Origin of the sequence: Streptomyces sp. VNUA24 (assembly GCF_029167005.1) — a bacterium.
Classification (GTDB): domain Bacteria; phylum Actinomycetota; class Actinomycetes; order Streptomycetales; family Streptomycetaceae; genus Streptomyces; species Streptomyces scabiei.
In genome coordinates, this window is sequence record NZ_CP119143.1 from 1,270,626 (window position 1) to 1,284,280 (window position 13,655).

General features: G+C 71.1%; 14 protein-coding genes. 2 read left to right on the top strand and 12 right to left on the bottom strand.

All coding sequences use genetic code 11. The annotated features are described in order from the left end of the window. The first annotated feature begins 131 nt into the window (after positions 1-131). Positions 132-1,187, top strand: a complete 1,056-nt coding sequence (locus PYR72_RS05040; RefSeq protein WP_275454093.1) for a LacI family DNA-binding transcriptional regulator — start codon at positions 132-134, stop codon at positions 1,185-1,187. 346 nt (positions 1,188-1,533) lie between these two features. Here the strand turns inward: PYR72_RS05040 and PYR72_RS05045 are convergent, their stop codons facing one another. The 12 genes from PYR72_RS05045 to PYR72_RS05100 form a co-directional block, all read right to left on the bottom strand. Next, complete coding sequence (locus PYR72_RS05045; RefSeq protein ID WP_275454094.1) at positions 1,534-1,914, bottom strand: hypothetical protein; 381 nt, start codon at positions 1,912-1,914, stop codon at positions 1,534-1,536. Between the two features lie 235 nt (positions 1,915-2,149). Next, the gene (locus PYR72_RS05050) at positions 2,150-3,055 is read right to left on the bottom strand and encodes a phosphatase PAP2 family protein (RefSeq protein WP_275454095.1); all 906 of its coding nucleotides are present in this window, start codon (positions 3,053-3,055) and stop codon (positions 2,150-2,152) included. Between the two features lie 122 nt (positions 3,056-3,177). Then, complete coding sequence (locus PYR72_RS05055; RefSeq protein WP_275454096.1) at positions 3,178-4,137, bottom strand: hypothetical protein; 960 nt, start codon at positions 4,135-4,137, stop codon at positions 3,178-3,180. Beyond that, positions 4,134-4,475 carry a helix-turn-helix transcriptional regulator gene (locus PYR72_RS05060; protein WP_275454097.1) on the bottom strand — a complete coding sequence of 114 codons (342 nt, stop codon included), beginning with the start codon at positions 4,473-4,475 and terminating at the stop codon, positions 4,134-4,136. The genes PYR72_RS05055 and PYR72_RS05060 overlap by 4 nt, the downstream gene beginning before the upstream one ends. A gap of 432 nt (positions 4,476-4,907) precedes the next feature. Then, positions 4,908-5,129, bottom strand: a complete 222-nt coding sequence (locus PYR72_RS05065; RefSeq protein WP_275454098.1) for a hypothetical protein — start codon at positions 5,127-5,129, stop codon at positions 4,908-4,910. Next, positions 5,126-5,323: a ferredoxin gene (locus PYR72_RS05070; protein WP_275454099.1), complete on the bottom strand. Its 198-nt coding sequence runs from the start codon at positions 5,321-5,323 to the stop codon at positions 5,126-5,128. Before PYR72_RS05070 ends, PYR72_RS05065 begins: the two co-directional genes overlap by 4 nt. 41 nt (positions 5,324-5,364) lie before the next feature. Further along, the gene (locus tag PYR72_RS05075) at positions 5,365-6,549 is read right to left on the bottom strand and encodes a cytochrome P450 (RefSeq protein WP_275454100.1); all 1,185 of its coding nucleotides are present in this window, start codon (positions 6,547-6,549) and stop codon (positions 5,365-5,367) included. A 270-nt stretch (positions 6,550-6,819) separates the two neighbouring features. Beyond that, the gene (locus PYR72_RS05080; RefSeq protein WP_275454101.1) at positions 6,820-7,173 is read right to left on the bottom strand and encodes a DoxX family protein; all 354 of its coding nucleotides are present in this window, start codon (positions 7,171-7,173) and stop codon (positions 6,820-6,822) included. Next, positions 7,170-9,137 carry an acetoacetate--CoA ligase gene (locus tag PYR72_RS05085; protein WP_275454102.1) on the bottom strand — a complete coding sequence of 656 codons (1,968 nt, stop codon included), beginning with the start codon at positions 9,135-9,137 and terminating at the stop codon, positions 7,170-7,172. The genes PYR72_RS05080 and PYR72_RS05085 overlap by 4 nt, the downstream gene beginning before the upstream one ends. After that, positions 9,134-10,717, bottom strand: a complete 1,584-nt coding sequence (locus tag PYR72_RS05090; RefSeq protein WP_275454103.1) for a bifunctional 3-(3-hydroxy-phenyl)propionate/3-hydroxycinnamic acid hydroxylase — start codon at positions 10,715-10,717, stop codon at positions 9,134-9,136. Before PYR72_RS05090 ends, PYR72_RS05085 begins: the two co-directional genes overlap by 4 nt. 7 nt (positions 10,718-10,724) lie before the next feature. Then, complete coding sequence (locus PYR72_RS05095) at positions 10,725-11,675, bottom strand: fumarylacetoacetate hydrolase family protein (RefSeq protein ID WP_275454104.1); 951 nt, start codon at positions 11,673-11,675, stop codon at positions 10,725-10,727. A 28-nt stretch (positions 11,676-11,703) separates the two neighbouring features. Beyond that, complete coding sequence (locus PYR72_RS05100) at positions 11,704-12,849, bottom strand: VOC family protein (RefSeq protein WP_275454105.1); 1,146 nt, start codon at positions 12,847-12,849, stop codon at positions 11,704-11,706. Between the two features lie 134 nt (positions 12,850-12,983). On the opposite strand from PYR72_RS05100, the gene PYR72_RS05105 reads away from it, so the two are divergent. Further along, positions 12,984-13,640, top strand: a complete 657-nt coding sequence (locus tag PYR72_RS05105; RefSeq protein WP_275454106.1) for a TetR/AcrR family transcriptional regulator — start codon at positions 12,984-12,986, stop codon at positions 13,638-13,640. Positions 13,641-13,655: the final 15 nt, after the last annotated feature.

Genomic DNA, 13,655 nt, shown 5'->3' on the forward strand with positions numbered 1-13,655 from the left:
GAAGAAGCGAGACCCTCCTGGACTGCCAGCCTGGCAGAAATCGTTGGCTGCTCAAGGGTCCGAGCCGGGGCGCGCGTACTAGACTCGGCGAACCAGTAGGGAACGATCACCAAAGGGGCCCCGGGTTGGCAATGGAGATGTCCCGCGCGACGCTCAAGGAGGTCGCCTCCCTGGCCGGGGTATCGGCGACCACGGTGTCACGCGTCCTCGCGGGCAACTATCCGGTGGCTAGAGGCACCCGCCAGCGCGTGATGAGCGCGGTCCAGGAGCTGAACTACGTCGCCAATTCCCATGCCCGGGCCTTGCGCGGCATGGAGACACCCCAGGTTGGATTTGTTCTCGCGAGCGTGCTGGGGCAGCCGTTCGCCCACGCGGTCATGGGTGCCGAGCGCGAGGCGGCACGGCACGGCTACGTCTGCATGGTCGGCTTCAGCGACCACAACCCGCAGCGCGAACTCACCGTCCTGCAGTCCATGCGCGAGCGCTCCGCCAGAGCCGTCATCCTCATCGGCGGTGTCGTGGACGACGAGGCGTACCGCGAGCGAATGGTGGAGATCGCCCGCGGCCTCGACCAGGCCGGCTCACGACTGGTCCTGTGCGGGAGGCCACCGCTGGCCCCCGATGTGCCGACCACGGTGATCGAGTACGACAACGAGGGCGGTGCGTACGCCGCCACGGGTCACCTGCTGTCGCAGGGCCACAAGCGCATCCTGTACCTCGGCGGCGACCCCGCCCACACGACGACCGCCGGGCGCCTCGCGGGCTACCGGCGTGCACTCGCGACGCTCGGCGGTGGCCGGGCAGCAGAAATGATCGAGCGGGTCGACTTCAATCGGCCGACGGTCTACGAGCGGATGCGCCGGCTCTCGGCCGACGGCCCGGCGTTCACCGCCGTCTTCGCCGAGACCGACCTGCTGGCGGCGGCCGCACTCAACGCCTTGCTCGACAGTGGTCTGGATGTGCCGGGCGACGTCTCGGTGGTGGGCTACGACGACAGTGAGTTGGCCGCCGACGTCCGCCCGAAGCTGACCTCTGTGCGCGTTCCGTACGAGGAACTGGGGCGACTCGCCCTCTCCACCGCCCTCGGCCTGCGCGACAACAGGTTCCCGCCGGCCGATCAGCATCAGGTGCTCGGCACGTCACTCGTCCTGCGGGACTCGGTCGGGCCCCCGCGCGCCATGGGCTGAAGCAAGGGTCCTGTCGTCCAGGGCGGCCCCGGATGGTCACCTCCCCCCGCAGATCCGGGGTGCGGGCAGCCGAGATCAGCCCGGTGAGGCAGGGGGCGCACCTCGGGCGAGGCGGGCACAGCAGCCACGCCCCCTCACTCGTCGGCGCCCCGGCCGTCAGCCACCCACTGAGCCAGAACCGGTGACCCGGCGGCGGCGAAGGCGTCGTCACACCGGCGAAGCGGAGTCCGCCTCGTACCAATCCCTGATGAGGCGGATGGTGCGCTCCACGTGTTCCTCGTGCGGACACCACGGAACGCGAAACGGTCTGCCGACGGAGTCGGCAGACCGTCACGAAGGATCGAGGCTAGGCGGTGTAGTCCTCCTGCTTGCAGTTCTTGGGCGCATAGCCGGACTTGGTGTTGCACACCTTCAGGGTCACCGTGGCATCTTCGGGGATATTGCCCGAAGCCCATGGGCTGCAGTAGCCGGCAGGGTGCCCGCTCGTCGTAGCGGTACGGTCGAAGACTCCGTTGTGATTGGAGTCGAGGTAAGCCGTCACGCCCCAGCCGTCCGCAAAGCCGTCGCACGCCCTGATCGAGTCACCGGGTATGTCCTGGTACGGGTCCTGCTCGAAGTTGCCCCAGTCCCGGAAGTCGTTGATCTTCAGTGCGAACAACTGTCCGGTGCCGGCACTGGCGGAGGTCGCGTTGACTCCTACGAGAAGGGCCGCAGCGACAGCAGTCATCACCGGAAGCGCCTTCGTTCGGAACAAGTTTCTACCCCTCATGGACCCTGTCTTGGCCATGCCCAGCCCTTCCGAAGTGAGTGATCAAGTCAGAGCAAGGATGCTTGGCCGAACCCAACTAGTCGTTAGCAATCCGTCGCATGTCATGTTGCCAATGCGTCCACATGGCGATCGTGTGCCTTCCGACATCCCACCCGGGTTCCTCCCTTGTGTCCGCGAAAGCGGCAACGCACGGTCAGCCACTTGACAATGCCGGGCGTGCGGGCCGCCCGGATGCGGCGTACCAGACCAGGGCCGCACAGATGAAGGCCGTCGCCGCGGAGGTCAAGGACCTGGTGAGCGTGTCGTCCCGGGCGCCCGAGACGAGGGCGACGGCCGCGGCCAGCGTCAGGGTGATGACGGGCAGCGCACGAGGGCTCCGCGTGGTGGCCGGTGGCAGCAGCCAGGTGGCGAGGCCGTAGCAGGCGCAGGCCAGCAGGGTGGCCCCCAGCACCTCGCTGGGCCGGTGGCCGCCCATGGTCGCGGTGGCGGCGGCGATGCAGGCGAGCCACAGCACACCGGCCGTGACGACGTAGGGGCGGACACGGGGGGAGGCCACGAGGGCGGCGGCGAGAGTCAGCGCGGCCGGGATGACGGTGTGCCCGCTGGGGAAACCCTGGTCGAGGAGGTTCTCGGGCGCGCCCACCAGGTCCGGGCGGGGCAGGGTCGATTTGAGGACCTCCTTGCCTCCGGTCGTGAGAATGACGACGCCGAGCGCCGCGCATCCCTGCCGCCAGCACCGGCGCAGCAGGGTGAGGATCGCGATGACGGCCAGGCCCACCATCAGGGTGGGCTTGGCGCTCAGTTCCATCGGCGGCAGGGGCGTCGAGCCGTAGACCGCTCCGGACAGGGGGTAGATCCATGCTTCTTCGCCGCCCTGTTCACCGAGACCGAACAGGGCGTTCTCGGCCCGCTGCCCCCACGGGGTGCAGATGGCCAGCAGGTAGAGCGTCACGAACCCCAGGGTGTACAGCAGAGCCGGTATCCACGGCCGTGACGGACCCGACCTGCTGGGGCCGTCAGGGGCGTCGGGGGCTGCGGGGGCTTGCCTCGGGGCCCTGGGGCTGTGCGCGGGCAGGGTCGGAGAGTCGTGCTGGGTCATCGTTGTGTTTCTTCCGTCGAGGGAGAGTTGGTTCGCGCATGTCTTGCGGCACGACGTGGGCCCGCCGGACTCGGCCGGCCCGGCCGGGGGGGCCGACCGGGGGGCCGATCGGGGGGCCGCTCCTATTCGGCAAGTGCCTGCCGCTGTCGGCGGTGGGCGGTGATCGCCAGGGCGGGCAGGGGTGCGATCAGCAGGATGAGGACGACCAGGTCCGGGAAGGACTGCATGAACGCGTCCGGACGGTCGACGATCGCCTGCGTGCGGACGAGCGCGACCGCCGCGACGGGGATCAGCCAGCGGTGGTCGCCGGTGGCGGCCGTCGCCGCCCACGCGCCGAGCAGCGCGGCGACTTCCAGGACGAACAGACCGCGCTGGAACGTCGGACTGACGGAGATGATGTGCAGGCCACCGGCCACGAACACGGCGAGCACGACAGGGACCAGCCAGCGGTAGGAGCGGCGTCGCAGACGGCCGGGACGGCAGAGCGCCAGCACGGCGCACGCCGCGCACAGAACCCCCGACAGCACCAGGTCACGGGCCGTCAGCGGGGCACCCAGACCGTAGTAGCTCAAGCCCGCCTTGCCCTCGTCCCCGAAGACGGTGCGGCCGTGGGACGTGGCGCCGGCCCAGATCATGGCTGTCGCGGCCGGCAGCGCGATCCACGCTCTGCCGCGCAGCAGAGCGATCAGGCAGCCCAACGGGAGCAGCCCGTAGGGCAGCAGCCGTGTCCGGCCGCCGGGACCTTGCGCCCACGGGTACCAGCCGGAGAAGGGGAAGGCGATGGCGTGCCGGCCGGGGTCGATGCGCAGGGCCCAGTGCCACACGTCCTGCAGGTACGGAACCAGCGCCAGCGCGGCGAGGGCCAGGGCGGCCAGGTGGATGCCGTCCAGCCACCAGGGGCGGGTGGTGTCGTCGACGACGGCACGGGCACGGGCCTGCACTCCGGCCCGGGCGAGGGCGGCAATCTCCCGTGGCGGGGGCCAGGAACGGCCGGGGTAGGCCTCGGCGAGGCAGGCCAGTACCTCCTCTCCCTGCCGGGAGCGGTAGGAGTCGGGATAGACCGCGAGCAGGAGACGGTTCATGCCGGGGCTGCTCCGGCATCCCGCGAACGTCCGATGACGACAGCCGCCGCCTGCTGCATCCGCAGCGCCTCCCGGCCGAGCGCCTCGCTGCCGTCCTCGGTGAGCCGGTAGTAGCGCCGCGCCCGCCCGTCCACGATTTCCTCATGGCCGGCGGCCACCCACCCGGCCCGCTCCATCCGCTCCAGCGCGCCGTAGAGCGTGCCGACAGCGATCCGCAACCGCCCCTCGGTGGCCCGCTCGGCCGCCTTGATGATGCCGTAACCGTGCAGGGGGCCATCCATCAGTGCGGCGAGGATGAAGTACTGCGGTTCCGTCAGAGGCGGATTCTGTCTGGTCATACATCAAGCATATATCGAGCTACGAAATATATCTGCCGGTGTTGGATGATCGATGGCTGCGCCTCCACGCTCGCCGTAGGCCGAGCGGTTCGCACGGTGTCGCGGGCCTCGCTCGCTCCCGCCGGCCAGAGCGGCAGTGGCCTCCTCCTCGACACCCGGCGGCGGTGACGGATACTCACCGCAGCCCAGTCCGGGCCGATCGAACGCGATCACCGAAGACGAGCCCGAAGCCGGCTCCCGCACCAACGAGTTCGGGCCGCTCAAGCCCCAGCCCCACCCCGACCGACAGGGGGCCGGACAGGGCGGCCTCCACAAGGACCCCGCCCAGGGACCGAGACCCCGCCGGTCGGCGGCCTGCACCCGCTCGGGACGAGGCCAGGCACCTCTGAACCGCCTACGGCCTGGCCAGGGGAAAGGCCCCACGGGGTCACATCAAACCGATGGCGGTGGCAACCACGTGGCGGCCAGGGCCCGCAGTGCGGCGACCGGCTTGCGCAGTCCGTAGGCGACCGCCGTCGACGTTCCGTACGCGCCCTGCTCCGCGGCACCGATGAGGGTGAGCGGTCCGATGTGGCCGAGGGTGCGCAGGTGGCGGGCGGCCGTGGTGCCGGCGAGGGACTCGCCGACGACGAGCACCGAGCGCGGTGCGCTCACGGCAGGACTCGCAGGGCGGCGACCGGGCAGGCGTTGACGGCCGCGCGGGCGGCGGGCCGGTGCTCGTCGGGGACGTCGGTGTTCTCGAAGCGGTAGGCGAGTTCGGCGTCGTCGTCCAGGCTGAAGACGTCGGGGGCCTGGTCGGCGCACAGGCCGTGGCCTTCGCAGCGTGGACGGTCGACGGAGATCTTCATGAGACTGTCCTCAGCTGTCCTCGAACGGGCGGGCGGCGGGTTCAGGCGGGGATGAGTTCGAGCGGGAGGCGCTCAAGGCGGTGGATGACGTTGTTCAGGGCCCACTCGGGCGGGCCGGTCAACTCGATGCGGTCGACGCGGTCGGCCAGGGCGCGCAGGATCGCGGAGGTCTCCATACGGGCCAGGCCCTGTCCGGCGCAGCCGTGGGTGCCCCGCCCGAAGCCGAGCTGGCGGGTGGCGTCACGGCGGATGTCGAAGGTGTCCGGGTCGTCCCACTCCAACGGGTCGCGGTTGGCTGAACCGTAGAGGACCAGCAGCCGGGAGCCCTTGGGGATGGCGATGCCGGCGAGTTCCGTGTCACGGGCGGCGGTCCGGGAGAAGGCCCGGATCGGGGATTCGTAGCGGACGACCTCGTTGACCGCTTTCGGGACGAGGTCCGGGTCGGCCTTCAACAGGCGCCACTGTTCGGGGTGAACGGCGAACAGGTACAAGGCACTTGAGATGGCGCTGATGGTGGTGTCCAGGGAGGGCGCCAGGTAGTCGATCATCATGGTGGCGCACTCCGCGGGCATGATCCGGCCCTCGTCGGCGGCGAGCAGCAGGTCGTGGCCCATGCTGCCGTCCAGTACGGACCGGTCGCGCACGACGGCGCGCGCGTAGCGCAGCATGCCGAGGGACGCGGGAAGCGTGCGTGCCGCCTGGCAGTTGAGCGGGCCCAGGGCGTCGAAGGTGGCGCCGGCCCAGCGCAGCAGGTGTTCACGGCCTTCGCGGGGCCAGCCGACCAGGTCGGGGACGACGGACATCGGCAGCGCCGTGGCGACCTCCACGGCATCGACCGTCCGGCGGGCCACGGCGTCCTCGACTATGGCGGCGGCCTGCCGGTCGACGGTGTCCTTCATCGTGCGCAGCGCCCGGGGAGTGAGGCGGTGCCCGAGCAGAGAGCGGCGGCGAGCGTGGTCCTCGCCGTCGCTGAACAGCGTGGTGCCCTGGCCCACACGGTTGGCGACCGGGTTGAGGGCGACGCCACCGGAGGAGATGAAGGTGTCGTCGTCCAGCAGTACTTGCCTGCACTCGGCGTAACGCGGCAGGGCGTAGACGCGGTGCTTGCTCAGGTGGACCACGGGGCCGAGTGCGCGCAGCGCGGCGTAGTGCGGATAGGTGTCGCGGATGGCCGAGGCCGCATACAGATCGGGGTGGTAGACGGGGATCTCTGTACGCATGGGCATGAGGAGCCCTCCTGAAGGAGCTGTGAGAAAGCGGAGGCAGGGCGGTGCACGTGAAGGGCGGAGGCAGGGCGGTGCACGTGAGGGGCGGGGCGGGCAGGTCCATGGGCGTCGGCGGGAGCGCAGCGTGGGTGGTGCTCGCTGCCCGCTCCTCGCTCCTCGTCCGTTGCGCACCTACGGGTCGCGTCAGCGCAGCAGCGCCGCGACGACGGTGACTCGTGAGCCTCGGGCATCGCCGGTCCCCGCTCGATACCGCCTGCACACTCCGGGGTGTCAGCCGGCGGCGATGACGGCCCCGGCGTATGCCGTCGCCGTCAGGGCCAGTACGGCCGCGGGCAGGGCTCGCGCGGGCGGGTCACCGTGGCGCAGGTGGACCACGGCGGCCGCCGTCATGAGCAGAGCGAGCCCGGCAGCGGCGGCCACGCCGAGCGGAGCCGAGGCCGGGCCGAGCAGCAGACCCGCGGCTCCGGCGATCTCCAGTGCACCGATCACCCGGTAGAGGGTCAGTGACAGGCCCAGGTGCGCGGCTGCCTGACGCATGAAAGGAGCGGCGGCGATCTTCGCCGTTCCGAAGGAGAAGAAGATCAGTGACAGTGCGACGGCGAGGGTGATGCGTGCGGTGGTCATGCCGATCGGTCCCGGTGCTCGGCGCCCAGGCGGGCGTAGAGGTCGATGAGGTGGGGCGCGTCCACGGCGGCCAGGTCGACGGCCTGCTCGACCGGGACGCCCTGGAGGAGGCGTTTCACGGGGACCTCCAGCTTCTTGCCGGTGCGGGTGTGCGGGATCCCGGGCACTTCGAGGATCTCGTCGGGGACGTGACGGGGTGAGGCACCGCTCCGGATGGCTTCACGGATGCGGTCGCGCAGAGTGTCGTTCAGTTCGGCTCCGGCGGCCGGCACCACGAACAGCGGCATCCAGTAGCTGCCGTCGGGTTCCTCCGCGCCGATGACGAGGGCCTCGGCGATCTCCGGAAGGCGTTCGACGACGTCGTGGATGTCGGCGCTGCCGAGCCGGACGCCGTTGCGGTTGAGCGTGCTGTCGGAGCGGCCGTGGACGATGACCGAGCCGTGTGCGGTGACCGTGATCCAGTCGCCGTGCCGCCACACGCCGGGATGGAAGGAGAAGTAGGCGTCGCGGTAGCGGGTGCCGTCGGGGTCGTTCCAGAAGGACAGCGGCATCGACGGCATCGGGCGGGTGACCACCAGTTCACCGACCTCGCCCACCACCGGAAAGCCCTCGCTGTCGTACGCGGCCAGCGCCACTCCCAGGTGCGGCGCGGACAACTCCCCCGCCCACACCGGGGTGTTGGGCGCGCTGCCCGCGAAGCCGGAGACGATGTCCGTGCCGCCGCTGACCGAGGCCAGCAGCACGCGGTCGCCGACGTGCTCGCGGACCCAGGGGTAGGCGGAGGCCGGCAGGGCGGATCCGGTGCAGCCGACCACCCGGATCGACGACAGGTCGTGCACCGAGGGGTCGATGCCGAACTTGGCCATGCCCAGCAGGTACTGGGGACTGGTGCCGAAGACGGTCACCCGGTGGCGGGCGGCCAGCTTCCACAGGATGTCGGGCTGGGCCAGGGGTGCCGGGCTGCCGTCGTAGGTGCAGGTCGTGGCGCCGGTCAGGAGGGTGGAGGCGACCAGGTTCCACATCATCCAATGGGTGTTCGTGTACCACAGGAGCCTTTCGCCGGGGCCGAGGTCGCAGTGCAGGCCGAGGGTCTTGAGATGCTCCAGCAGGACACCGCCGTGCCCGTGGACGATGCCCTTGGGCAGGCCGGTGGTGCCGGAGGAGAACACCACCCACAGCGGATGGTCGAACGGCACCGGTACGCACATGTGTTCCTCGGAGCGGGTCGAGGCGTCCTCCCAGGGGACGACGAGCGACGGGTACGCTTTCGACGGCCACGGCAGGCCCACGTGGTCCACCAGCAGGGTCGCCTTCAACGTCGGTAGCTGTGCGGCCAGTTCTAGGGTGGCGTCGCGGCGGTCGTGGGTGGTGCCGTTGAACAGGTAGCCGTCGGCGGCGATCAGCACGGTGGGTTCGAGCTGTGCGAACCGGTCGGCGGCGGCCTTGGGGGCGTAGTCCTGTCCGCACACCGACCACACCGCGCCCAGGCTCGCGGCGGCGAGGAACGCGACGATCGCGTGCGGGGTGTTGGGCAGGTACCCCACCACGCGGTCCCCCCGGCCGACACCCAGATCGCGCAGGGTCGCGGCGACGGACGCGACCTCGGCGCGCAGGCGGCTCGCGGTCATCTCGTAGCAGGAGCCGGTCTCGTCGAGGGCGACGATCGCCACGGCGTCGTCGGCGAGGTTGCGCAGGGCGTGGTGGGCGTAGTTGAGGGTGGCGCCGGGGAACCAGCGGGCGCCGGGCATCCGCTCCTCGGCCAGGACCCGCTCGTGGGGAGTGTCCGCGTCGATGTCGAAGTACTCCCACACCATCCCCCAGAAGCCCTCCAGGTCGGTGACCGACCACCGGTGCAGGGCGGCGTAGTCGGAGCCGGCCCTCCCGGCGTGACGGGCGAAGTCCATGATGGTGCTGTCCGCGACGGCCTGCGGATCAGGCGTCATGAAAGGGCTGGGCACGGTCATCGTGTGGCGCTCCTCAGCGGGCTTGTGCCGGCGGTCCGCCGGAGAGGGTGGGGGTTGCGGGTGGTGTACAGGAGGGGTGCCCAGGCGGCGGTGCCGGTGAAGGCGGAGCCCCCGGCGGGAACGACGTCCAGGACGACACGGTCGGGTCGCAGGAGTACGGCGTCCGCCCGGCCGGCGCGCAGCCAGGCGGCGAGGGTGCCGTCGTCGCCGACGTCGGCCACGGTGATCGCCCGCGCGCCGAGGGCGTGGGTGAGCGCACTCAGCGAGGGCCAGGGATCCGCGGCGGTCAGGACGGCGAAGGAATCACCGAGCAGCTCGTCGAGACGGGCGCGTCGTCCTGCGACGCTCACCCACGGTTGCGGGCAGTGGGTGCCCACGAGGCCCCGGCGGTCCGTGCGCCGCACCAGGGGCCCGGCGGTCAGGGGCGGGCTGAGATCGCGGCCCGCCACGGTGGTGAGCCCGGGTATGCGGCAGGCCGCGGCCAGGAGCCTGCGGCGCACCGCGGCGGCACCGTCCTGGCCGCCGGTCATGGCCCAGCCCATGGCGACCGCCAGCCGGATCACATGCCGGGCATGCGGCTTCCGCTCGCTCTCGTAGGTGTCCAACAGCCTTTCGTCCCCGCCCTGTCGCAGGACGCGGGCGAGCTTCCAGGTGAGGTTGTAGGCGTCCCGCAGTCCCGCGCACAGGCCCTGCCCGACGAACGGCGGGGTGAGGTGGGCCGCGTCGCCGAGGAGGAAGACCCGGCCGCTGCGCCACCGGTCGGCGATCCGCGCCCGGAACGTGTACCGCGTGTCACGGACGACCTCGACGTCCCCGTCGTACGACGGTGGCAGCCACGGGGCGATCAGCTCGCGCACCGGCACCTCGGTGTCCCCGAGCCGGAACTCCCAGCGGTAGCGGTCCTCACCGACGCGCATGAAGGTCGCCGGGCGGCGCGGATCGCAGACCTGGTCGACGCCCTCCCAACAGCGCACATCGGCCTTGGTCCGGACGTCGATGACCCTCCAGCGTTCCTCGAAGCGCAGGTCCTCCCATACGGCGCCGACGGCCGCGCGGGTGAGGCTGCCCGCGCCGTCGCAGCCCAGCACCGCCGCGGCCCACACCTCGCGCTCGCCGCCGCCGTCGCGGTAGGTCACCCGCACCGGGCCCGCGGTGTCCGGGCCGACACCCGTGACCTCCACACCGCCGCGCAGTTCGCACTCCGGGTGCCGGGCGAGGGCGGCGCGCAGCAGCCGTTCCAGTTCGGGCTGGTCGAACATGCTGGTCTGGGGATAGCCGTGGTGGCCGTCCTCGGTACGGCGGAACTCGGCCATCACCCGGTGCCGGGCATCCAGCAGCCGCAGCCCGTTCGCCGGGCGGGCGATCGCGGTGAACTCCTCCCCCACGCCCGCCGCCTGGAGGATCCTGCACACCTCGTCGTCGGTGGCGACGGCACGCGGGAGGGGGTAGACGTCCCTGTGGCGTTCCAGAACGACGGTACGGACCCCGCGTCCGGCGAGAAGGAGCGCGGCGGTCACGCCCACCGGCCCGGCGCCGATGATCACCACCGGCAGGTCGCACTCGTTGTGTTCGGCGGTCATGTGCGGCTCACTTCGGGTCGTGTCGCGGGTCGGCGACGGGGGTGCTCTGCACGCCGAGGTCGATCCGGCCGTCCGGGGTGGCGATCGTCGCCGTGATCACATCACCGGCGTGCAGATAACGCGGGTTCCTGGCCTGCGTCTTGAAGAACGACTTCCACTTCAGGGCCGGCGGGAGCAGTGCGCCGATCTTCTCGACGGGTTTGGGCGGAGCCTTGAGGGCCGTGCCGCCGGGGGTGCCGGTGAGCAGCAGGTCGCCGGGGTCGAGGGTCTGGAAGCGGGCCAGCAGTGTGAGGGCCTGCGCAGGGCGGACGATCATGTCGGCGAGGGTGCGGTCCTGGCGCGGCTCGCCGTTGACGCAGAGCCGCAGCCGCAGGTCGAGGAGATGCACGAAGTCCTCCGGTTCCAGCAGGGCCAGGTGGGGCCCGGTCGGCGTGAAGGTCGGGTAGGACTTGCTCTCGTAGAACTGCGTCCTGGTCAGCTGGATCTCTCGGGCGCTGACGTCGTTCGTGATCACCAGCCCGGCGACGTACGCCGGCAGGTCCCGCTCCTCGACCACGGTGCCGACGGGCAGCGGTGCCCCCATGACGAGGCCGAGTTCGATCTCGTAGTCCAGGAACCTCACATGGGAGGGGCGGACGACGGCCTCGACCGGCCCGCTGACCGAGCCGGACGCCTTGCGGAAGAAGGCGGGCGGGATGTCCCCGGTGAAGCCCGAATCCCGGGCGTGGCTGCGGTAGTTGACCATCTGGGCCACCACCCGGCAGGGGGTGGTGACCGGGGAGAGGACGGCCAGGTCGGCGACGGGCGTGCCCGCGTCGGCCGACCGTGCCGCCTCCCGTACGGCGTCACGGTCGGCGATCAGTTCAGCGGTGGTCAGGGCCTTGGTGTCGACCTGGACGGCTCGGTCGCCGCAAAGGACCCACCAGCCGTCGGCGGTGCGCAGGACATTGGTGCTCATGGCAGTACCTTCGTGAGGGGGTGGAGGCTCAGGGCGTGGCGGCCCTGAGCAGGCCCAGCAGGCGTGCGGGGTCCATCTCGTTGTCACCGCGCAGGGCCTCGACGACGTCCCGGATCCGCTGTGGGGAGGGGCTCGCGCCGAGGAAGTCGCGGGTGGCAGGCGGGCCCCACTGGGCCAGGCCGCCGGCCGACATGGGGGCCCAGCCCGGCTCGACGTCACAGGTGAACAGGTCGCCGTCGGCGAAGTGCTCCAGCATGAAGTGGTCGGGGTCGCGCCAGTAGTCGAAGAGCTGGCTGCCCTGGATGTGCCGGCCGATGCCCCAACTACGCCGGTAGCCACGCTCCTTGAGGTACTCGCCGCCCGCCGCGATCGAGTCCAGGTCACTCACCTGGTAGGCGGAGTGGACGTAACCCGTTCCCGGTCCCAGGTGCATCGCCAGCGTGTGGTGGTCGGCCGGCACGCCGCCCAGATCGCAGCGCATGAACGCCATCGTCGGACCCCGGTCGCGCTGCCCGTCCAGGAACAGGAAGTCCGACACGATCATCCCGAGCGTGTCCAGGTACCACTGAAGGGCCCGCGCGAACACCCGCGTCTCCAGCACCACATGACCCAGCCGCTGGATCCTGGACGGTTCCCGCGGCGGACGCTGCACGGCATCGACACGACGGTGGTCCGTACCGAAGTTGAGGAGCAGCGGCTGCTGTCCCGGCAGTGCGGGGAGCTGTTCGGCGCAGTGCACGACCCGAACCGGGAGGCCGGACGGGTCGAGCAGGCCGACCACCTTGCCGCCGCCGGGCACATCCGCGTCCCGTACGGCCGATCCCGTCGCCCGCGCAAGCCGGTCCAGGTCGGCCCGCTCGGCCGCACGGAACACCGGGCCGACGAAACGGGACGCACGGCCGCGCCGGATCACCATGCAGGGCGGACCGGCGAAGGTGCCGCGCAGCCACAGCTCCCCCGCCGTGCGAGCGGCGATCCCGAACCCGAAGTCCCGCGCGAAGACCTCGGCGCGGTCCAGGTCGGGCTTCTCGAACTCCAGCCACGCCAGGTCCGTCACCTTGATCACGGGGTTCCGGGAACGGCCCGGGCGCTCGCCGCGCAGGGCGCCGTGTTCGCTGTGCAAGTCCTGGTGGGCGGTCTCGACATCGCCCCCGAGCGTGCGGGTTTCAGACATGGCGCCCTCCGACGGCCTCCTCATGATGAGGAAATCATCAATCTTGACGGTGCCGTCGTCAAGGGTCCGCCTCAAGTAAATGATGAAACCATCAGAGATGCAGTCGCCATCGATCACGCGGATAGACTCTGGGCATGCCCAGCCCAGCCCCCTCCAGCAACCGGTTCGAGCGACGTCGCGCCGAGACCCGTCGCGCGCTCATCCACGCGGCCCGGCAGATACTCGCCGAGAGCGGCGACACGAGCGCCAGCATCCAGGCGATCGCCGAACGCGCGGACGTCGGCTTCGGCTCCTTCTACAACCACTTCGACTCCAAGACGGAGCTGTTCGAGGCGGCGGTGGTGGACGCCATGGAAGAGTTCGGCCAGACCTTCGACGAGCACCTGACCGGGATCGACGACCCCGCGGAACTCGTCGCGTCCGGCTTCCGGCTCAGCGCCCGCATGGCCGACTCCCAGCCGGAGCTCATGCAGGTCCTGCGCCGCCGCGGTCTCGGGCACATCCACTCGGACAACGGCCTGGCCCGCCGGGCCCTGCGCGACCTCGAGGCCGGCCTGGCCTCCGGCCGCTTCACCCCGGTCGACCCGGCGGTCGCCCTGACCGCACTCGGCGGAACCCTGCTCTCCCTGGCGGAGCTGAGATTCGCCCGCCCCGACCTGGACGGCGACCAGGCCGCGACCGACCTCGCCGAGATGGTCCTGCGCATGCTGGGCGTACCCCCCGACGACGCCCATGAGGTCGCCCGGCGCCCCCTCCCCGACACCGCCGCACAGGCCGGCCCCACTCGATAACCGGCGAGCTGACCT

Bases quoted from the DNA above. Each gene is read 5' to 3' on its own strand.
- PYR72_RS05040 (WP_275454093.1), top strand. From the start codon at position 132: ATGGAGATGTCCCGCGCGACGCTCAAGGAGGTCGCCTCCCTGGCCGGG.
- PYR72_RS05045 (WP_275454094.1), bottom strand. From the start codon at position 1,914: ATGACTGCTGTCGCTGCGGCCCTTCTCGTAGGAGTCAACGCGACCTCC.
- PYR72_RS05050 (WP_275454095.1), bottom strand. From the start codon at position 3,055: ATGACCCAGCACGACTCTCCGACCCTGCCCGCGCACAGCCCCAGGGCC.
- PYR72_RS05055 (WP_275454096.1), bottom strand. From the start codon at position 4,137: ATGAACCGTCTCCTGCTCGCGGTCTATCCCGACTCCTACCGCTCCCGG.
- PYR72_RS05060 (WP_275454097.1), bottom strand. From the start codon at position 4,475: ATGACCAGACAGAATCCGCCTCTGACGGAACCGCAGTACTTCATCCTC.
- PYR72_RS05070 (WP_275454099.1), bottom strand. From the start codon at position 5,323: ATGAAGATCTCCGTCGACCGTCCACGCTGCGAAGGCCACGGCCTGTGC.
- PYR72_RS05075 (WP_275454100.1), bottom strand. From the start codon at position 6,549: ATGCCCATGCGTACAGAGATCCCCGTCTACCACCCCGATCTGTATGCG.
- PYR72_RS05080 (WP_275454101.1), bottom strand. From the start codon at position 7,173: ATGACCACCGCACGCATCACCCTCGCCGTCGCACTGTCACTGATCTTC.
- PYR72_RS05085 (WP_275454102.1), bottom strand. From the start codon at position 9,137: ATGACCGTGCCCAGCCCTTTCATGACGCCTGATCCGCAGGCCGTCGCG.
- PYR72_RS05090 (WP_275454103.1), bottom strand. From the start codon at position 10,717: ATGACCGCCGAACACAACGAGTGCGACCTGCCGGTGGTGATCATCGGC.
- PYR72_RS05095 (WP_275454104.1), bottom strand. From the start codon at position 11,675: ATGAGCACCAATGTCCTGCGCACCGCCGACGGCTGGTGGGTCCTTTGC.
- PYR72_RS05100 (WP_275454105.1), bottom strand. From the start codon at position 12,849: ATGTCTGAAACCCGCACGCTCGGGGGCGATGTCGAGACCGCCCACCAG.
- PYR72_RS05105 (WP_275454106.1), top strand. From the start codon at position 12,984: ATGCCCAGCCCAGCCCCCTCCAGCAACCGGTTCGAGCGACGTCGCGCC.